The sequence below is a fragment of the Frigoribacterium sp. CFBP 13707 genome, assembly GCF_014842245.1.
GTDB lineage: Bacteria > Actinomycetota > Actinomycetes > Actinomycetales > Microbacteriaceae > Frigoribacterium > Frigoribacterium endophyticum.
On the sequence record NZ_JACYVL010000002.1, the window covers coordinates 199,166 to 218,266 of the forward strand.

A 19,101-nucleotide genomic window follows, 5' to 3' on the forward strand; every position below is an offset into this window, starting at 1 on the left:
GACACACCGAGACGGATCGGCCTCACCCGTGGCGTCCGAGCGGGTAGCTGGGGTACAGTGATGCACGTCGGGATTCGTCCTGGCAGGCAGTGCGAGCGATTCCCCCCGATCCAGCACTGCCGTGGCGGCACCCGTTCCCCCCGACTGGTGCCGCCCCTCTCGTTTAACCCGGTCGTCGCCCCCGGGTGGCCGGGGCGTCGTCCCTCCCCAGGACGCTCCGAACGAAGTCGTTCCGGGCTCGGCGTGCACTGATCTGTCTGCGTTGCCGCCGCTGGCTAGCGTCGGCGGATGGACGAGACCGATCGTGGAGCTGCCCGGAGTCACCCCGACCTCACCCGCGGGTGGCCGCCGGGGCGGTACGTCCCCGACGTGCCCGGGAAGCGGGGTCGTGATCGGGGTACGTCGGGCCGTTCCGGGGTACAGGTCGAGGCCGCCCGGGGAGCCTCCGCGCACCGCGAGGCAGACGTAAGCGCGGTCGGCCACGACCTGGGGCCGCTCAGCGCGCTGCTCGACGACGACGTCACCGACGTGTTCGTGAACGGAGGCGCGGGCACCTGGGTCGACCGGGGCGCGGGGGCCCGCCCCGACCCTCGCGTGCACCTCTCCGAGGGCGACGTGCGCTCACTGGCCGCCCGGCTCGTCGCCCGGGGCGGGCGGCACGTCGACGAGGCGACGCCCTGCGTCGACGTGCGGCTGCCGGGGGGCGTGCGCGTGCACGCCGTGCTGCCGCCCGTCTCGACGAGGGGCACCCTCCTCTCCGTCCGGCTGCCTCGCCCCGAGCCGCTCGGCCTCGACGAGCTCGCGGCCGCCGGCTTCTTCGCGCCGGGCGACCACGCCGTCGTGCGGGGGCTGGTGGAGAGGCGCGCGAACGTCCTCGTGACCGGCGCGGGAGGGGCGGGCAAGACCACCTTCCTGGCGGCCTTCCTCTCCGCGGCCGACCCGGGCGACCGCGTCGTCCTCATCGAGGACGTCGCGGAGCTGCGCCTCCGGCACCCGCACGTGGTCTCGCTCGAGGCCCGACAGCCCAACCTCGAGGGCGTGGGCGGCATCGACACCGCGCGCCTGCTGCGGGAGGCCCTCCGGATGCGTCCCGACCGGCTCGTGGTGGGGGAGTGCCGGGGCGTGGAGGTGCGCGACCTCTTGTCGGCCCTCAACACCGGGCACGACGGCGGAGCGGGGACGCTGCACGCCAACGGGCTCGCCGACGTCCCCGCCCGGCTCGAGGCCCTCGGCGCCGTCGCCGGCCTGGCCCCGTCGGCCCTCGCCCGGCAGGCGGTCAGCGCCGTCGACGCCGTGCTGCACGTCGAGCGCCGGGACGGTGGTCGGCGGCTCGCGCAGATCGGCTCGCTGGCCCTGGGCCCGTCGGGCGAGCTCGTCGCCCGGGCGGGCCTCCGCGCGGCGGAGGAGCCGTGAGGCGGAGGCGGCCCCTGAGGCGGCACGACGGGGCGGTCGCCGTCGAGCCGGGTCGACCGGTGCGGAGGGCACCGCCCACGGCGGTCGCCGTCGTCCTGGAGCGCACCGCCGTGCTGCTCGGGGCGGGAGTGGCCCCCGCGTCGGCCTGGCGGCACCTCGCCGGGTCAGAGCGCCACGCCGTGGTGGCCGCCGTCGCGGAGCGCATCGGCACGCAGGCAGCCCGCGGCTCACCGGTCTCCGTCGCCCTCCTCGACGCCCTCCGCAGCAGGCCCTTCGCCCGCGTCCCGGACGGGCTCCGCGCGGACAGGGAGTGGCGTCAGGTCGCGTGCGCCTGGCGTGTGGCCGAGCAGAGCGGAGCGCCCCTGGCGGACTGCCTGAGGTCGTTCGCCCGCGCCCTGCGCCAGTCCGAGGAGGTGCGCCACGAGGTGGAGGTGGCGCTCGCCGGCCCCCGCGCCGCCGCGCGGATCGTGCTCGGGCTCCCCGTGGTCGGCCTCCTCTTCTCCCTCGGCTCCGGCGTCGACGCGGGGGCCGTGCTGGTCTCGCCCCTCGGCGGAGCGTGCCTCGCGGGCGGCGGGGCCCTGGTCGCCGCCGCTCGGGCCTGGAACGCCCGTCTCGTCCGCGGAGCGACGCCGCCGGGCGACGTGCCCGGCCTGCGGCTGGAGCTGCTGGCCGTCGCGCTCGCGGGAGGCGGCTCGTGGCAGGGGGCGGTGGCGCTCGTGGCCCGAGCCGTGGAGGAGTGCCTCGTCGACGGGCCGTCCGGCGACGACGGCGCCGCCGTCCTGGAGCTGTCCCGGCGGGCGGGCGCGCCGGCGGCCGAGCTCCTCCGGGCCGCCGCCGTGGAGGAGCGGCTGGAGGCCGCCACCACGGCGCGCTCGGCGGCGGCGCGGCTCGGGTCGACCCTGATGCTCCCCCTGGGGGCCTGTGTCCTCCCGGCCTTCCTGCTCGTGGGGGTCGTCCCGCTCGTCGCGGCACTCGTCTCCTCCACCGCCGGCGTCCTGTGATCCCTCTCCCCAGGCCGGCGTCCCCGCCCGAGGGCCGGGCCCGGGGAGGCCGCACACTCGCACCAGGTCGCCGCGGCGGCCCGCCGACCCGGCCGGGTCGGCGAACGACGAGAAGAAGAGGACCTCATGACCACTGCCCAGACATCCGTCTCCCGCTCCTCGGCGCCCGGCCGTTGCTCGGCGCCCGCGGGCGGGTCCGCGCCCGCCAGGTCGTCCGCCGCGCTCCGACCGGGCGGGCCCGACGTTCCCCGGGCCGCACCGCGGCTCCGGCGACTCGTCGCGCACCTGCGCTCGGAGGTCGGCGCCGCGACGGCGGAGTACGCCATCGTCATCATGGCCGCGGTCGGCTTCGCCGGCGTGCTGCTCGCCGTGATGCGCAGCGACGAGGTGCGGGCCGTGCTCAGCGACCTCGTGCGGTCGGCCCTGTCGGTGGGCTGACGGGTGCCCCGCGGGCTCCGCGGCGACGCGGGGAGCGTGACCGTCGAGTTCGCGGTCGTGCTGCCCGCCGTCCTGCTCCTCCTCGCGCTGGTCGTCGGGGCGTCGGCCGCCGCCGCGCAGTCGATCCGCCTCGCCGACGCGGCGGCGGTCACCGCCCGGCAGACGGCCCGCGGCGACGGCGGGCGGGCCGCGGCGGTGCTCGGGCAGCTCGCGCCCGGCGCCGCGGTGCAGTCGACCGAGGGCGAGGGGCTCGTCTGCGTGGTCCTCCGCCGACCGGTCGACGCGGGCCCGCTCACGGGCGTCGTCGTCCTGACCTCCCGCAGCTGCGCCCCGGCGCTCGGGGGCTGACGTGGGAGGGAGGGCGCCGGGCCCCGTGCCCGGCGACGAGGGGGCCGCCTCCGTCCTGGTCGTGGCCGTCCTCGTGGGGGTCGTCGTGCTCGCCGTCGCCGTCGTGGGCGGCGGGCGCGCCCTGGCGGAGCGCAGCCGGGTCAGCGGAGCCGCCGACGCCGCGGCGCTGGCGGCGGCCGACGTCGCCGCCGGTCTGGTCGCGGGGTCGCCCTGCGACCGGGCCGGGGCCCTCGCGACGGCCAACGGCGTCGTCCTCACGAGCTGCCGCGTCGACGAGCTGGTCGTCACCGTGAGGGTGACGACGAGCCTCGCCGGGGTGGTCGTGGGGGCCTCCGCGACGGCGGGTCCGCCGGCGACCGGCACCGTGCCTCCCGGGCTCCCGCCGTGAGGTGGCCGCCCGCCGCGTGTGTGTATGGTGTGCCTGTCGGCGGCACACGTCAGCGCCGTCGCGCTGGTCGGGGTGCGACGCGAGTCGCCCGCCGCCGACCGTCTGACCGGCCTCCCGGGGCTGGTCCCGTCGTTCCCCCCAATGCAAGGAGTCCCGTGCCAGGCACGAAGAAACTGGTCATCGTCGAGTCGCCCGCGAAGGCCAAGACGATCGCCCAGTACCTCGGCAGCGGCTACGAGGTGCTCGCCTCGGTCGGCCACATCCGCGACCTCGTCGAGCCGAAGAACCTGCCGGCCGAGCTGAAGAAGGGCTCGCTGGGCAAGTTCTCCGTCGACGTCGAGAACGGCTTCGAGCCCTACTACGTCGTCTCCGACGCCAAGAAGAAGACGGTCTCCGACCTCAAGCGCGCCCTCAAGGGCGCCGACGAGCTCTACCTCGCCACTGATGAGGACCGCGAGGGCGAGGCCATCGCGTGGCACCTCCTCCAGGAGCTCAAGCCGAAGGTCCCCGTGAAGCGGATGGTCTTCCACGAGATCACGAAGGACGCCATCCAGCAGGCGCAGGAGAACACGCGCGAGCTCGACACCGCGCTCGTCGACGCCCAGGAGACCCGGCGCATCCTCGACCGGCTGTACGGCTACGAGGTCTCGCCGGTCCTCTGGCGCAAGGTCGGCCCCGGCCTCTCCGCCGGTCGGGTGCAGTCCGCCGCCACTCGGCTCGTCGTCGACCGGGAGCGCGAGCGGCTCGCCTTCGTCTCGGCCTCCTACTGGGACCTCACCGCGACCTTCGAGCCCGACGGGGAGGCGCTGCCCTTCTCCTCGAGGCTCGTCCGGGTGAACGGCTCGCGCGTCGCCAGCGGCCGTGACTTCGACGACCGCGGCCGGCTCAAGGGCGAGGCCGTCTCGCTCGACGAGCAGTCGGCCACGGCGCTGACGCGGGCCCTCGAGGCCGAGGGCGTCGACGTCGTCGTCTCGTCGGTCGAGTCGAAGCCCTACACGCGGCGCCCCGCCGCGCCCTTCACCACGTCGACCCTGCAGCAGGAGGCGGCGCGCAAGCTCCGCTTCTCCGCCCGCCAGACGATGAGCGTCGCGCAGTCCCTGTACGAGAACGGGCACATCACCTACATGCGCACCGACTCGCCGTCCCTGTCGCAGCAGGCCACGAACGCCGCCCGGAAGCAGGCGGCCTCCCTCTACGGCGCCGAGACGGTTCCCGAGAAGCCCCGCACGTACGCCGGCAAGAGCAAGAACGCGCAGGAGGCGCACGAGGCGATCCGCCCCTCGGGCGACACGTTCCGCACGCCGAGCGAGATGCAGGGCGCGCTCCGCGGCAACGACTGGAAGCTCTACGACCTCATCTGGAAGCGCACCGTCGCCTCGCAGATGGCCGACGCCAAGGGCTCGACGGCCTCGGTCGTCGTCTCGGCGACGACGCCCGACGACGTCGCGGGCATCACGCCCCGCACCGCCGCCGGGACCCTGGCGGAGTTCGTCGCGACCGGCACCGTCATCACCTTCCGCGGCTTCCTCGCCGCCTACGAGGAGGGCCGCGACGAGGACCGCCACGGCGCCGCCGAGACCGCCGACGCGAAGCTGCCCGTGCTGGCCGAGGGCCAGCACCTCGTCCTCGACGACGTCGAGGCCAAGGGCCACGACACCAGCGCGCCGCCCCGCTACACGGAGGCGAGCCTGGTCAAGACCCTCGAGGAGCTCGGCATCGGGCGGCCGTCGACGTACGCCGCCATCATGTCGACGATCGTCGACCGCGGCTACGTGACCCCGCGCGGCACCGCCCTCGTGCCGAACTGGATCGCCTTCTCGGTCGTCCGGCTGCTCGAGGAGTACTTCGGCGACCTCGTCGAGTACGACTTCACGGCCAGCATGGAGGACGACCTCGACCAGATCGCCGGCGGCGACGCCGACCGGGTCGACTGGCTGAACGGGTTCTACTTCGGCAACGAGACCCACCGCGGCCTGCGCAAGGTCATCGACAACCTTGGCGAGATCGACGCCCGCGACATCAACTCCATCCCGCTGGGCGAGGGCATCACGCTCCGCATCGGCCGCTACGGTCCGTACCTCGAGGCGCCCGGCGACGACCCGGAGACCCCGCGGCGAGTCAACGTGCCCGAGGACCTCGCCCCCGACGAGCTCACGCCCGCCAAGGCGCGCGAGCTGATCGAGGCGCCCGTCGTGGGCGACCGCGTGGTCGGGACGAACCCGGAGTCGGGCAAGGAGGTCGTCGCGAAGGACGGCCGATTCGGCCCGTACGTCACCGAGCGCACGCCGGAGGAGGTCGAGGCCGACCCGGCGACCGGTGAGGTCGTCGAGGCTCCCGCCGCCGCGCCCGCGACCGGGCCCGCGGCCCCGGCCAAGAAGCCCGCCGCGAAGAAGGCCGCCCCGAAGGAGCGCACGGCGTCGCTCTTCAAGAGCATGAGCGTCGACACGATCGACCTGCAGACCGCCCTCGCTCTGCTCGACCTGCCCCGCACCGTCGGCCTCGACCCCGAGAGCGGCGACGAGATCCAGGCGCAGAACGGCCGCTACGGCCCGTACCTGAAGAAGGGGACGGACACCCGGTCGCTCACCTCGGAGGACCAGATCTTCGAGATCGACCTCGCCGGTGCCCTCGAGGCGTTCGCGCAGCCCAAGTACGGCGCCCGCCGAGCCAGCAGCGCGCTCGCCGAGTTCGCGGCCGACCCTGTCAGCGGCAAGCCCATCAAGGTCAAGGACGGCCGCTTCGGGCCCTACGTGACCGACGGCGAGACGAACGCCACCATCCCCCGCGGAGAGACGGTGGAGGAGGTCGACTTCGACCGCGCCGTCGAGCTGCTCGCCGACAAGCGCGCCAAGGGCCCGGCGAAGCCGAAGGCCAAGGCCCCCGCCAAGAAGGCACCGGCCAAGAAGGCCCCCGCCAAGAAGGCGCCCGTGAAGAAGGCCGCGACGACGAAGGCCGCCACGACCGGAGCCGCGACCACGAAGGCTGCCACGACGAAGGCCGCGACCGCGAAGGCCGCGACCGCGAAGGCCGCCACGACGAAGGCCGCGACCGCGAAGGCCGCGGCCGCGAAGGCGGCGGCGACCGAGGCCGCGTCGTCGACGACCGACTCGACTGGCGAGTAGTGGCGGGCCTCTTCGTCACGTTCGAGGGCGGTGACGGCTCGGGCAAGACCACGCAGGCGGGCCTGCTCGAGTCGTGGGTGACCGAGCAGGGTCGTCGGGTCGTGCGCACCCGAGAGCCGGGCGGCACCGACCTGGGGCTGGAGCTGCGCGAGATCGTGCTGCACCGCCGTGGCCACATCGCCCCGCGCGCCGAGGCGCTCCTCTACGCGGCCGACCGGGCCCAGCACGTCGACACCCTCGTCCGCCCCGCCCTGGAGCGCGGCGACGTGGTGGTGCAGGACCGCTACATCGACTCCTCGGTCGCCTACCAGGGCGCCGGTCGCGTGCTGGGCGGCGACGAGGTGCGCGACCTCTCGCGCTGGGCCGTGGAGGGCCTCGCCCCCGACCTGACCGTCCTGCTCGACCTCGACGAGGCCGCGGCCCGGTCGCGCCTCGACGCGTCGCGCACCACCTACGACCGCCTCGAGGCCGAGGCCCAGGACTTCCACGCGAGGGTCAGGGCCGCCTTCCTCGCGATCGCCGACGCCGAGCCCGAGCGCTTCCTCGTCGTCGACGCGACCCTGCCCGTCGACGAGATCGCCGCCTCCGTCCGGTCCCGCGTCGAGACCCTCCTCGACCGCCCGTGACGTTCTGGGACGACCTCACCGGCCAGGCCGACGCCATCGACTCCCTGAAGGCGGCGGCCTCGGCCGACCCGGCGAACTCGTCGATGACGCACTCCTGGCTGATCACCGGCCCGCCCGGCTCGGGCCGCTCGAACCTGGCCTACGCCTTCGCCGGGGCGCTGCTCGCCCGGGGCGACGACGACGAGGCGACCGCGCGCCAGGTGGCGGCACGGTCGCACCCCGACCTCGCGGTGCTGAGCACGGAGCGCATCATCATCACCATCGACGAGGTCCGGTCGCTCGTCGCGGCCTCGCAGTTCTCGCCCTCCGTCGGGCGGTACCGCGTCGTCGTCATCGAGGACGCCGACCGGATGACCGAGCGGACCTCCAACCTGCTGCTCAAGGCCCTCGAGGAGCCGCCGCCCCGCACGGTGTGGATCCTCTGCGCGCCGAGCGAGGCCGACCTCATCCCGACGATCCGGTCCCGCGTGCGGAGCGTGCGCCTCCGCGTCCCGTCCGTGCACGACGTCGCCGCCCTGCTCGAGCGCCGGGGGGTCGAGCCCGCCACCGCCCTGGTCGCCGCCCGCGAGGCGCAGAGCCACATCGGGATGGCCCAGCGGCTCGCGACCAACCCCGAGGCGCGCGCCCGACGGCGGACGACCCTCGAGACCGCCCTCGGCATCCGCTCGGTCTCCGACGCGGTGATCGCCGCCTCCACCATGCTCGCCGTGGCGGGGGACGACGCCAAGGCCATCACCGAGGAGCGCGACGCGGAGGAGCGCGCGAGCGCCCTGCGCTCCCTGGGCGTCGAGCCCGGCGGCACCGTCCCGCCCGCGCTGCGGAGCCAGCTGCGCGCCCTCGACGACGACCAGAAGCGCCGCGCGACGCGCAGCCTCCGCGACGGCATCGACCGCATCATGGTCGACCTGCTGTCGCTCTACCGGGACGTCCTCCTGCTGCACCTCGGCGTCGGCGACGACCTCGTCAACGAGAGCATCCGGCCGCAGCTCGAGCAGGCGGTGACGGCCTCGACGTCGGCCACCACCCTCGCCGTGATGGACGCGGTCAGCGTGGCCCGGCGGCGCATCGAGTCGAACGTCGCCCCCGCCCTCGCGCTGGAGGCGATGCTGGTCGCCGTCAGCAGGCACGCGGTCCGGTGAGGCAGGATGTGCCCATGACCGACCCCACAGCGACAGCCCCTCCCGGACTGCGTGAGCGCAAGAGGCTGGCCACCCGACGAGCGATCCAGGTCGCCGTCCTCGACCTCATCGCCGAGAACGGCTTCGACGCCGTGACCGTCGAGATGATCAGTCGCCGCGCCGACGTCTCGCCCCGCACCTTCTTCAACTACTTCACGTCGAAGGAGGAGGCCGTCGTCGGCGACCCGCCCGAGCTGCCCGACGGCGCCGCCATCGACCAGTTCGTGGACGGGCACGACGAGCCCATCCTCGACGGCCTCGTCGCCCTCCTCGACCAGGCCGTCGTGACGGCCACGGTCGACCGTGAGCTCGTGCAGCGCCGTCGCATCGTGCTGCGCGCCCACCCCGACCTGTTCGCGAAGCGGATCGCGTCGATGCGCGACTTCGAGGAGCGCCTCTCCGAGATCGTCGCGCGTCGCTTCACCGCCGACCCGCGCCTGTCCGCCGCCGTCTCCGACGGGGGAGGGCGTGCGCTGCTCGAGAGCCGCGCGCACCTCGTCACGCTCGTCGTCATCGCGGCGCTCCGGCACGCCTGGGCCGAGTGGATCGACGACGACGACGCCGACCACGCCGCCGACCACCGCTTCAGCCTGCGGGCCCGCATGGAGGACTCGTTCGCCGACCTCCGCCGGGTCGTGACGCGAGAGCTCTGAGAATCCGCTACAGTTGGTGATCGTGCCGAGAGGCACGGGTTCTCGATCTGATCGAGATCCGCCGCTTTAGCTCAGTCGGTAGAGCGTCTCACTCGTAATGAGAAGGTNCGACTCGATGGGGCATCCTCGGCGCCGGCGGCATCGCCGACGCGTTCACGGCCGACCTGCTCGGCGCCGGGCTGACGGTCACGGCCGTGGGCTCGCGCCGGCTCGACAAGGCGCGGGAGTTCGCCGACCGCCACGGCGTGGCCGGTGCGCACGGCAGCTACGAGGAGCTCGTCGCCGACCCCGAGGTCGACGCGGTCTACGTCGCCACGCCCCACCCCTTCCACCGCGACGCGGCCCTGCTCGCGATCCGCGCGGGGAAGCACGTCCTCGTCGAGAAGCCGTTCACGGTGAACCAGGCCGAGGCCGCCGAGGTGCTCGACGCGGCCCGTGAGGCCGACGTGGTGGCGCTCGAGGCGATGTGGACGCGCTTCCTGCCGCAGCAGGTGCGGCTCCGCGAGGTGGTGCGGGCCGGCGTCGTCGGCGAACCGCGACTCCTCACGGCCCACCACCTCCAGGCGCTGCCGACCGACCCGCGTCACCGCATCAACGACCCCGCCCTCGGCGGCGGCGCGCTGCTCGACCTCGGCGTCTACCCGGTCTCGTTCGCCGCCGACCTGCTCGGGCCGGTCGAGACGGTCGCCGCCACCGGCGTGCTCAGCGACCAGGGCGTCGACCGGCGCATCGGGGCGTCGCTGCTGCACGCCTCCGGCGCCACGTCGACGGTCTTCGCCGCCCTCGACACCGCCGGTGCGAACACCGCCGTCCTCCACGGCAGCGAGGGCCGCATCGAGGTCGACGCCACCTTCTACGCCCCGGGCGGCTTCACCGTCCTCGACGCGGAGGGCGCCGTGGTCGAGCGCTACGACGCCGTCGACGACGGGCTGCGCGGCATGCACCACCAGGCGGTAGAGCTCGAGCGCCTCGTCGCCGCCGGCGAACGGGAGAGCCCCGCCCTGACCCACGCCGACATGCTCGAGGTGATGCGCGTGATGGACGAGATGCGTCGGCAGGTGGGCGTCCGCTACCCCGGAGAGGCCGGAGGCGCGGTCCGCGTTCCGTAGGATGACCCCGATGAACGATCAGGGCGACCTCACCGACCACCCCGACGTGCCCGCCGACGGCCAGGCCCCGACGGGCGCCCCGTCGACGAGCACCGGGTCGACGGGCACCGCGTCGACGACCGCCCCGCCCGCCCGTGCGGGCCTCGGGCGCCTCGTCCGCGAGCACCCGCGCGCCGCCCTGGTGACGGCCGCCGTGACCGCCTTCGCCCTCCTCGGCGGCGGGGCCGTGGCCGCCGGCGCCGCGACCGCTCCGTCGTCTCGCGGCACCGCGTCGTCCGCGTCGCCTTCATCGAGCGACCCGGCCGCCGCCGTGACCGTGACGCCGACGCCGACCGCCGAGGCCGACCCCGTCCGGTCCGTCCCGGGGGAGATCCCGGCCCCCACGCGCCTCCGCACCTGCTCGGTCTCCGGCCCGGCCGCCGACTCCCGCCTGGCCCAGTTCGAGGGCACCGTCGTGAACGCCGCGACCGGCGAGGTCCTGCTCGACCGGGACGGCTCGACGCCCGCCCGCACGGGGAGCGTGCTCAAGACGCTGACGAGCGCGGTCGCCCTCTCGGTGCTGGGGGCCGACCACCGCCTCCGCACGCAGGTCACCGGCGACCCCGGCACGGGCTCGATCGCCCTCGTCGGCGGCGGCGACGCGACGCTCAGCGCGACGGGCCGCAGCGTCTACTCGGGTGCTCCCACGCTCGCCGACCTCGCCGGCCAGGTCAAGGCCTCGCTCGGCGACCAGCCCGTGAGCCAGATCACGCTCGACGCGACCTGGTGGAGCGCCGCCGACAAGTGGGACCCGTCGTGGAAGCGCACCGAGCAGACGATCGGCTACCACAGCGAGGTGACGGCGCTCATGGTCGACGGCGACCGCGCCGACCCCGCCGCCCAGACCAGCCCGCGCAGCACCGACCCGGTCGCCCGTGCCGGCGACGCCTTCCGCGCCGCCCTCGTCGCGGCCGGCGTGGCCGGTGCCGACAGCGCGACCATGGCCCCGGGCTCGGCGACGAGCGCCACCGTGCTCGGCACCGTGTCGTCGCAGCCCGTCTCGACGCTCATCTCGCAGATGCTCCCCGTCTCCGACAACACCCTCGCCGAGATGCTGGCCCGCGCGTCGTCGAAGGAGTCGGGGGCCGACGGCTCGGCGGCCTCGCTCACGACGCTCTACCGCTCGGTGCTGACCAGCGCGTACGGGCTCGACGCGTCGACGGTGACCATCGTCGACGGCTCCGGGCTGAGCGAGGGCAACGCCGTGCCCTCGACCTTCGTGGCGCGTCTCATGGTGAAGGTGCTCGACCGCGAGGGCGGCCTCGGCGTGGTCTACGACGCCCTCCCGATCTCGGGCCGCACGGGCACGCTGGCCTCGCGCTTCACGGGCTCCAACGCCGTCGCCCGCGGTGCGGTGCACGCCAAGACCGGCTGGATCGACACGGCCTACACGCTCGCCGGCACCGTCGCGGCGGCCGACGGCACTCCTCTCGCCTTCGCCTTCTACGCGATCGGCGACGTCCGCGACGACGCTCGGGTCGCCCTCGACACGCTCACGGCGGCCGTCTACAGCTGCGGGGACTCGCTCTCCAACACCTGACCCGGGCGCCGCCGTCCCCGGGCGCCGCCGCCCGGCGTGCGCCTCGCGGCCCGGCGCGCGAAGATGGTGCCATGAGCAGAGCCCTGATCGTCGTCGACGTCCAGAACGACTTCACCGAGGGAGGCGCGTTGGCCGTCACCGGCGGCGCCCGCGTCGCCGAGGCGGTCACCGAGCACCTCCGCCGCTCCGGCGGTCGCTACGACCTCGTGGTCGCGAGCCGCGACTGGCACGCCGCCGACGGCGACAACGGCGGCCACTTCAGCGCCGAGCCCGACTGGGTCGACTCGTGGCCGGTGCACTGCGTGGCGGGCACGCCCGGGGCCGACTACCACCCCGCCCTCGACGCGACGCTCGTCGACGTGCACGTGACCAAGGGCACCGGGTCGCCGGCGTACTCGGTGTTCGAGGGCGTGACGGGCGACGGGTCCTCCGCGGCGGAGGTCCTCGCGTCGCGAGGCGTCGACGAGGTCGACGTGGTGGGCCTGGCCACGGACCACTGCGTGCGGGCCTCGGCGCTCGACGCGGCCCGGGCAGGCCTCCGGGTCCGCGTGCTGACCGACCTCGTCGCGGGGGTCGGGGCGGAGTCCTCGGCGGCCGCGCTCGACGAGCTGCGCGCCGCCGGGGTCGAGACCGTCCCGTCGACCGAGGTCGCCGCGTGACCGGGCCCGGCCCAGAGCGGGGCGACGAGCGCGCCCCGCTCCGCGTCGGCGTCGTGGGCTACGGCCTCGCCGGCCGCGTGTTCCACGCCTCCCTCCTCGCGGTCGACCCGGCCTACGACCTCGTCGCCGTCGTCACGCGCGACCCGGCCAAGGCCGACGCAGCCCGGGCCGCCCACCCGGGCGTGGAGGTGGTCGACGCCGTCGACGGCCTCTGGCCGCTCGCGCTGGACCTCGTCGTCGTCGCGACCCCCAACGACACCCACGTCGAGGTGGCCGCGGAGGCCCTGCGGCGCGGGGCGGCGGTCGTCGTCGACAAGCCGCTGGCCACCAGCGCCGAGGAGGCCCGCGCGCTCGTGGAGCTCGCGGAGTCGCTCGGGCGGCCCCTGACCGTCTACCAGAACCGCCGGTGGGACGGCGACTTCCTGACCGCGTCGCGCCTCGTGCGCGACGGCGCCCTCGGGGAGGTCCACACCCTCGAGTCGCGCTTCGAGCCCTGGAAGACCGCCAACCGTGCGGGCTGGAAGGCCTCGGCCACGGCCGAGCAGGGCGGGGGGATCCTCCTCGACCTCGGCCCCCACCTCGTCGACCAGGCACTCAGGCTCTTCGGCCCCGCCGAGGAGGTCCACGCCGAGATCGCCGTCCGTCGACCGGGAGCGGTCGCGGACGACGACGTCGTCGTGTCGCTCCGCCACGCGGGCGGCATCCGCTCGCGCCTCTGGATGAGCCACGTGGCCGCCCAGCCCGGTCCGCGCTTCAGGGTCCTGGGCTCGCAGGGGGCGTACGTCGTGCACGGGCTCGACCCGCAGGAGGCGCAGCTCGCGGCGGGCGTCTCGCCCGCCGACCCGGGGTACGGGCTCTCGGACCCGGCCCGGCCCGGCCTCCTGGGCATCGGCGCCGACGCCCGGCCCGAGCCGACCGACCGCGGAGACTACCCCGCGTTCTACGCCCAGCTCGCCGTGGCGCTGCGGGGGGAGGGGCCGCTGCCCGTCGACCCCCGTGACGCGGTCGCCGCCCTCGAGGTCGTCGAGCGGGCACGCCGGTCGGCCGAGCCCCGGCAGGGCTGACCAGGGCGCTGACCAGCGGCGCGGACCGGCGGCGCGGACCGGCGGCGCTGACCGGCGGCGCTGACCGGCGGCGCTGACCGGCGGCGCTGACCGGCGGCGGCGACGGCAGTGCCGATCGGCGACGGCCGCTCAGACCAGGAGCTGGTGCTTCGCGAGGTCGCGGTAGAGCGGCGTGCTGACGACGAGCTCGGAGTGGGTGCCCACGCCGACGACGCGGCCGGCCTCCACGACGACGATCTGGTCGCTGTCGACCACGGTCGACAGCCGGTGCGCGATGACGATGAGCGTCCTGTTCTCGGCCACCGCGTCGATGGCCTCGCGGAGGCGCTGCTCGTTGAGGCCGTCGAGGCTCGAGGTCGACTCGTCGAGGAGCAGCACGGGGGGAGCGTTGAGCAGGGTCCGGGCGATGGCGAGGCGCTGACGCTCGCCGCCGGAGAGCATCACCCCGTCCTCGCCGACCTGGGCGTCGAGGCCCTGCTCGCCGCGCTCGAGCACGCCCGTCAGGTTGACCGCCTCGAGCACGCGGCGGCAGTCGTCGTCCGACGCGTCGGGCGACCCCAGGGTCAGGTTGTCGCGGAGGGTGCCGGCCAGCACCGGGGCGTCCTGCTCGACGTACCCGATCTGGGCCCGCAGCTCGGCGCGGTCGAGCGCCCGCACGTCGACGCCGCCGAGGCGCACGACCCCGGCGGTCGGGTCGTAGAAGCGCTCGATGAGCGCGAGGATCGTGCTCTTGCCGGCGCCCGAGGGGCCCACGAGGGCCGTCCGCCGGCCGACGGGCACGGAGAACGAGACGCCGTGGAGGACGGTGAGGTCGTCGGCGGCGGGCCCCTCGCCCTGCGGGTCGCCCGCGGCGGCCGCGGCGACGGCCCCGGGAGAGGTGGCCGACCCCGTGGCGACGGGGGAGTCGGGGTAGCGGAAGTGCACGTCCTCGAAGGTCACGGCGTCGCCGGTGTCGACGCGGGCGTCGGGGCCGAGCGCCCGCGCCGTCTCGGCGTCGTGCTCCGTCTCGCCGGGCAGGTCGAGGATCTCCTGGATCCGGCCCAGGGCGCCCAGCGCCTGGTTGACGCTGAGCACGGCGCCGAGGGCCTGGCCGAGCGGCATGATCATCAGGAACAGGAAGAGGATGAACGAGACGAGCGACGCGATGGTGATCGAGCCGCTCGCGACCCGGTAGCCGCCCACGCCGAGCACGACGAGGAACGACGTCTGCATCGCGACCGAGGCGATGGGCACGACGAGGGCCGAGATGCGCGCCACCTGAAGGCCGCGCTGGTAGGCGCCCACGGCGTCCTCCTCGACGCCGGCGATCTCGCGCTCGGTCGCGCCCGAGGCCCGGATGGTGCGGACCGAGCTGATCGCGCGCTCGACCGACGAGGTCAGGTCGCCGACCTTCTCCTGCGCCTGGCGGCTGGCCACGCGGATGCGGCCGCTGAGCAGCACGACGACGGCGACCGAGACGGCCACGACGAGCACGGTGAGCCCGAGCAGCACCGGGTCGATGAGGAACATGCCCACCAGGGCCCCGACGAAGGTGAGCGAGCCGCCGATGGCCTCGACCAGCCCCTGGGTCAGGACGGCGCGGAGGAGCGTCGTGTCGGAGCCCACGCGGCTCACCAGGTCGCCCGTGCGCCGCACGTCGAACTGGCTGATGGGCAGGTTGAGCATGCGGCCGACGAGGCGGCGTCGGCTCGAGAGCACCACGCCCTCGCCGGTGCGCTGCAGCAGGTAGTGCTGGTACCCGCTGATCAGGCCCGCGACGACGACCAGCGCGACGAGCAGCCAGACGAGGCGGCCGAGGGGGTCGCCCGCCTGGACGACCGAGATGACGCGGCTGACCAGCAGGGGCTGGGCGAGCGAGGCGGCGGCGCCCAGCACGCTGAGCACGATGATGAACACCATCACCTTCCGGTGCTCGAACAGGTACGGCACGAGCTGGCGGAAGGTCGCGCGCGGACCCTCCGGCCGCGGCCGTCGACCCAGGCCCCTGCGGGCCGGGGGCGGCGTCGGCGAGCCGACCCGCGCCTCCTCGGCCTGGGTGGCGGCGCGCTTGCGGGTGCTCGTGTCGGAGCTCATGGTGCCTCTCGTGCTCGGTCGTCGCGGCGACGGGTCGCGACCGGTGGGCGCGACGCGACCGGGGTCACGGGCACCGAGTCGAGGGTACTGCCGTGCGGCCGCGAGCCGCCTGTCGGGGGACGCCGACGGCCCGCCCCCCCGAGGGGAGCGGGCCGGGGTGGTGCAGGAGGCGCGGTGCGGCCCGTCAGCTCGAGGTCTCGTACTGCACGTCGCGGGTCTCCGAGCTCAGCAGCAGGGCGATCAGCGTCAGCACCGCCATCGACGACAGGTACAGCCCCACCAGCCAGGTGCTGCCCCCGGCGGCCTGCCACAGCGCCACGGCGATGAACGGCGCGACGGCCGCGCCGAGGATGCTGGCGACGTTGTAGCTGATGGCCGAGCCGGTGTAGCGGACGCTGGTCGGGAACAGCTCGGGCAGCACGGCGCCCATCGGCCCGAACGTCAGCCCCATGAGCACGAAGCCGATGATGAGCAGCGCCTGGGCGCCGAGCGCTCCTGCCGCGAAGAGCGGGGCGAAGAGGAAGCCGAAGACGAGGATGCCCGCGGTGACGCAGATCAGCAGGGCGCGCCGGCCGAACTTCTCCGCCAGCGGACCGGAGACGAGTGTGAACACGCCGAAGAACACGACGCCGAGGATGAGCATCCAGAGGAACTGGTTGCGCGCGATGCCGAGGCCCGGCGCCGCGCCCTCGGCCGGGGCGGTGCCGTAGGTCAGCGTGAACGTCGTCATCAGGTAGAAGAGCGTGTAGGTCGCCAGCATGATGAACGTGCCGAGGATGAGCGGGCGCCAGCTCGTCGAGAACACGCGCGCGAGCGGCAGGGTCGCGACGTTGCCCGAGTCGACGACCTTCTGGAAGGCCGGCGTCTCGATGAGCTTGAAGCGCACGTAGAGCCCGATCACGACGAGCACGGCGCTGGCGAGGAAGGGCAGGCGCCAGCCCCAGCTCAGGAACTGCTCCTCGGTGAGCGTGCTGTTGAGCACGACGAACAGCAGGTTGGCGATGATGAAGCCGATCGGGGCGCCGAGCTGCGGGAAGGTGCCGTAGATCGCCCGGCGCTTCGCGGGGGCGTTCTCGGTCGCCAGCAGGGCGGCGCCGCTCCACTCGCCGCCGAGGCCGAGGCCCTGGCAGAAGCGCAGCACGACGAGGCAGGCCGGGCCGGCGACGGCCCAGCCGGGCGTGGTGCCGGCGGGGATGCAGCCGATCAGCACCGTCGCGACGCCCATCGTGAGCAGGGAGGCGACGAGCGTGCCCTTGCGGCCGATGCGGTCGCCGAAGTGGCCGAAGATCACCGAGCCGACCGGGCGGGCGATGAAGGCGACGCCGAAGACCGCGAAGGAGGCGAGGCGCGCGACGGCGGGGTCGTCGTTCGCGAAGAAGACGGTCGGGAAGACGAGCACGGCGGCCGTCGCGTAGACGTAGAAGTCGTAGAACTCGATGGAGGTGCCGACGAGGCTCGCGACGATGACGCGCGAGCGCTTGTTGGCGGGAGGGGCGGGGGGCGTCGACGAGGCGACGGTGCTGGCAGACATGGAGGCTCCGGAGCGGCAGGCAGGGCGGCGGGTGCGGACGGGCGACGGCCTCGACGACGCCCGGCGCGAGGTGTGCGCTGCAGGTGTCGGAGGCGGCTGGTGCGGTGCTCGGTGGGCGCACGTCGCCGGTGGTGCGGGGCGCTGCTCGTGACAGCGTCCTCCCAGCTTACCTCCGCGACGGCGTCGTGGCGGACGCTGGGCGACGACCGTCGTCGACGCCGGGCTCAGGCTCCGGCGAGGTCGTCCGGCAGCTCGTGGCCCATGCGGTCGCGCTTGGTGTCGAGGTAGCCGGCGTTGAACGTGCCGACGCCGACGACGAGCGGCACCGTCTCGCTGACGGCGATCCCGTGCGCCGCCAGCTGACGGCGCTTCTCCGGGTTGTTGCTCAGCAGCCGGATCGAGGTGACGCCCAGGTCGCGCAGCATGTCGGCCGCCGCGCCGTAGTCGCGGGAGTCGGCCGGGAGCCCCAGGGCGAGGTTGGCGTCGAGGGTGTCGAGGCCGTCCTCCTGGAGCCGGTAGGCACGGAGCTTGGCGACGAGGCCGATGCCCCGGCCCTCGTGGCCGCGCAGGTAGACGACGACGCCGCCGTGGGCGTGGATCGTGTCGAGGGCGGCGTCGAGCTGCGGCCCGCACTCGCACTTCAGCGAGCCGAACGCCTCGCCCGTCAGGCACTCGCTGTGCACGCGCACGAGGGCGCCGTCGCGCGGCGGCGAGCCGTCGGGGGCGGACGCCACGATCGCGATGTGGTCGGCCCCGGTGAGGGTGTCGGCGTAGGCGCGCATGCGGAAGGTGCCGTGGCTGGTCGGGACGGTCGTCTCGACCTCGAACCGCACCTGCGACGAGACGGCGGGGGCGGTCGCGGGCCTGGCGGTGGGGGCGTCGGCGGCGGGGGTGTCGGTCACGGGGTCCTCCGGTGCGGGGCGCGGGCCACGACGAGGAGGTCGTCGCCCAGCGCGGCGGTGCTCACGACGCTCAGCCGGCGCTGGTCGTCGATGGTGTCGACGCCGAGGTCGTCGAGCGCCGTCCGGGGCCCGCCGAGCAGCGTCGGGGCGAGGTAGACGAGGTACTCGTCGACGAGCCCGCGCCGGACGAGCTCGCTCGCCACGGTGGGCCCGCCCTCGACGAGGACGCTCCGGACGTCACGCCGCCAGAGGTCGTCGAGCACGGCGGCGAGGTCGTGGGTCGCCGCCCGGACGAGCCCACGCGGGTGCGCGTGCAGGGCCGCCCCGGCCGGCAGCTCGCGGTCGCCGACGACGACGGGCAGGGGCTGCTCGGGCAGCAGTCCGCCGTCGGCGTCGCGGGCGGTGAGCGACGGGTCGTCGGCGAGGGCGGTGCCCGTGCCGACGAGGATCGCGTCGTGCTCGGCCCGTCGGGCGTGGACGTCGAGGCGGGCGGCGTCGCCGGTGACCCAGCGGCTGGAGCCGTCCGCCGCGGCCACGCGGCCGTCGAGGCTCGAGGCCCACTTCAGCGTGACGAAGGGGCGGCGCAGCTCGACGGCCGTGAGCCAGCGGTGCAGGAACTCGCGGCCCTCGGCCTCGAGCACCCCCGGGACGACGTCCACGCCGGAGGCGCGGAGCCGGTCGGCCCCTCCCGAGGAGTCCCGGCCGGGGTCGCCGACGGCGTACACGACGCGCTCGACGCCGGCCGCCAGCAGGGCCTCGCTGCAGGGCCCCGTCCGGCCGGTGTGGTCGCAGGGCTCGAGGGTGACGACCGCGGTCGTGCCCCGGGCCTCGCCGGGCGCCAGCTGCGAGAGCGCGTCGACCTCCGCGTGCGCCGTCCCGGCGCCGCGGTGCCAGCCCTCGGCAGCGACGATGCCGTCCGGTCGGAGCAGCACGCAGCCCACCCGCGGGTTCACGCCGAGGAGCGTGCCGCGGGCCGCCAGCTCGAGGGCGCGGCGCATGGCCGTCTCGAGCACGGCG

General features: G+C 75.0%; 16 protein-coding genes and 1 pseudogene. 13 read left to right on the plus strand and 4 right to left on the minus strand.

What is annotated here, in order from left to right; genetic code table 11:
- The first annotated feature begins 288 nt into the window (after window positions 1–288).
- From IFT45_RS04680 to IFT45_RS04740, 13 genes are all read left to right on the plus strand, one after another.
- On the plus strand, window positions 289–1,413 hold the full coding sequence (locus IFT45_RS04680; RefSeq protein ID WP_185231844.1) for a TadA family conjugal transfer-associated ATPase: 1,125 nt from the start codon (window positions 289–291) through the stop codon (window positions 1,411–1,413).
- A 59-nt stretch (window positions 1,414–1,472) separates the two neighbouring features.
- Entirely contained in the window at window positions 1,473–2,414 is a 942-nt protein-coding gene (locus IFT45_RS04685; RefSeq protein ID WP_192126950.1) for a type II secretion system F family protein, read from the plus strand.
- A 126-nt stretch (window positions 2,415–2,540) separates the two neighbouring features.
- A complete protein-coding gene (locus IFT45_RS16715) occupies window positions 2,541–2,852 on the plus strand; it encodes a DUF4244 domain-containing protein (protein ID WP_197982203.1) in 312 nt (103 codons plus the stop codon).
- Window positions 2,853–2,888: 36 nt separating this feature from the next.
- Window positions 2,889–3,200, plus strand: a complete 312-nt coding sequence (locus IFT45_RS04695; RefSeq protein WP_235491147.1) for a TadE family type IV pilus minor pilin — start codon at window positions 2,889–2,891, stop codon at window positions 3,198–3,200.
- Window positions 3,201–3,225: 25 nt separating this feature from the next.
- Window positions 3,226–3,588 (plus strand): Rv3654c family TadE-like protein, encoded by a 363-nt coding sequence (locus IFT45_RS04700; RefSeq protein WP_219731549.1) that lies wholly within the window; start codon window positions 3,226–3,228, stop codon window positions 3,586–3,588.
- Between the two features lie 155 nt (window positions 3,589–3,743).
- Complete coding sequence (topA, locus tag IFT45_RS04705) at window positions 3,744–6,710, plus strand: type I DNA topoisomerase (protein ID WP_192126954.1); 2,967 nt, start codon at window positions 3,744–3,746, stop codon at window positions 6,708–6,710.
- Entirely contained in the window at window positions 6,710–7,336 is a 627-nt protein-coding gene (gene tmk / locus IFT45_RS04710) for a dTMP kinase (RefSeq protein WP_192126956.1), read from the plus strand. The genes topA and tmk overlap by 1 nt, the downstream gene beginning before the upstream one ends.
- The gene (locus tag IFT45_RS04715; RefSeq protein ID WP_192126957.1) at window positions 7,333–8,475 is read left to right on the plus strand and encodes a DNA polymerase III subunit delta'; all 1,143 of its coding nucleotides are present in this window, start codon (window positions 7,333–7,335) and stop codon (window positions 8,473–8,475) included. The genes tmk and IFT45_RS04715 overlap by 4 nt, the downstream gene beginning before the upstream one ends.
- Window positions 8,476–8,489: 14 nt before the next feature.
- Window positions 8,490–9,167, plus strand: a complete 678-nt coding sequence (locus IFT45_RS04720) for a TetR family transcriptional regulator (RefSeq protein ID WP_056053190.1) — start codon at window positions 8,490–8,492, stop codon at window positions 9,165–9,167.
- A gap of 122 nt (window positions 9,168–9,289) precedes the next feature.
- Window positions 9,290–10,276, plus strand: coding sequence for a Gfo/Idh/MocA family oxidoreductase (locus tag IFT45_RS04725; RefSeq protein WP_192127376.1), 987 nt, complete (start codon window positions 9,290–9,292; stop codon window positions 10,274–10,276).
- A gap of 10 nt (window positions 10,277–10,286) precedes the next feature.
- Window positions 10,287–11,855: a D-alanyl-D-alanine carboxypeptidase/D-alanyl-D-alanine-endopeptidase gene (locus IFT45_RS04730; protein WP_082514428.1), complete on the plus strand. Its 1,569-nt coding sequence runs from the start codon at window positions 10,287–10,289 to the stop codon at window positions 11,853–11,855.
- A 71-nt stretch (window positions 11,856–11,926) separates the two neighbouring features.
- The gene (locus IFT45_RS04735; protein WP_192126959.1) at window positions 11,927–12,514 is read left to right on the plus strand and encodes an isochorismatase family protein; all 588 of its coding nucleotides are present in this window, start codon (window positions 11,927–11,929) and stop codon (window positions 12,512–12,514) included.
- Complete coding sequence (locus IFT45_RS04740; RefSeq protein ID WP_192126961.1) at window positions 12,511–13,578, plus strand: Gfo/Idh/MocA family oxidoreductase; 1,068 nt, start codon at window positions 12,511–12,513, stop codon at window positions 13,576–13,578. Before IFT45_RS04735 ends, IFT45_RS04740 begins: the two co-directional genes overlap by 4 nt.
- Window positions 13,579–13,707: 129 nt before the next feature.
- Here IFT45_RS04740 and IFT45_RS04745 read toward each other — a convergent pair whose 3' ends face one another.
- The 4 genes and pseudogenes from IFT45_RS04745 to ribD form a co-directional block, all read right to left on the minus strand.
- A complete protein-coding gene (locus tag IFT45_RS04745; RefSeq protein WP_192126963.1) occupies window positions 13,708–15,651 on the minus strand; it encodes an ABC transporter ATP-binding protein in 1,944 nt (647 codons plus the stop codon).
- 184 nt (window positions 15,652–15,835) lie between these two features.
- Complete coding sequence (locus tag IFT45_RS04750; RefSeq protein ID WP_167258608.1) at window positions 15,836–17,182, minus strand: MFS transporter; 1,347 nt, start codon at window positions 17,180–17,182, stop codon at window positions 15,836–15,838.
- Window positions 17,183–17,406: 224 nt separating this feature from the next.
- Window positions 17,407–18,024: pseudogene (ribA, locus tag IFT45_RS04755) on the minus strand (GTP cyclohydrolase II); the annotation flags it as partial.
- 56 nt (window positions 18,025–18,080) lie between these two features.
- Window positions 18,081–19,082, minus strand: a complete 1,002-nt coding sequence (gene ribD / locus IFT45_RS04760) for a bifunctional diaminohydroxyphosphoribosylaminopyrimidine deaminase/5-amino-6-(5-phosphoribosylamino)uracil reductase RibD (RefSeq protein WP_192127378.1) — start codon at window positions 19,080–19,082, stop codon at window positions 18,081–18,083.
- Window positions 19,083–19,101 lie beyond the last annotated feature (19 nt).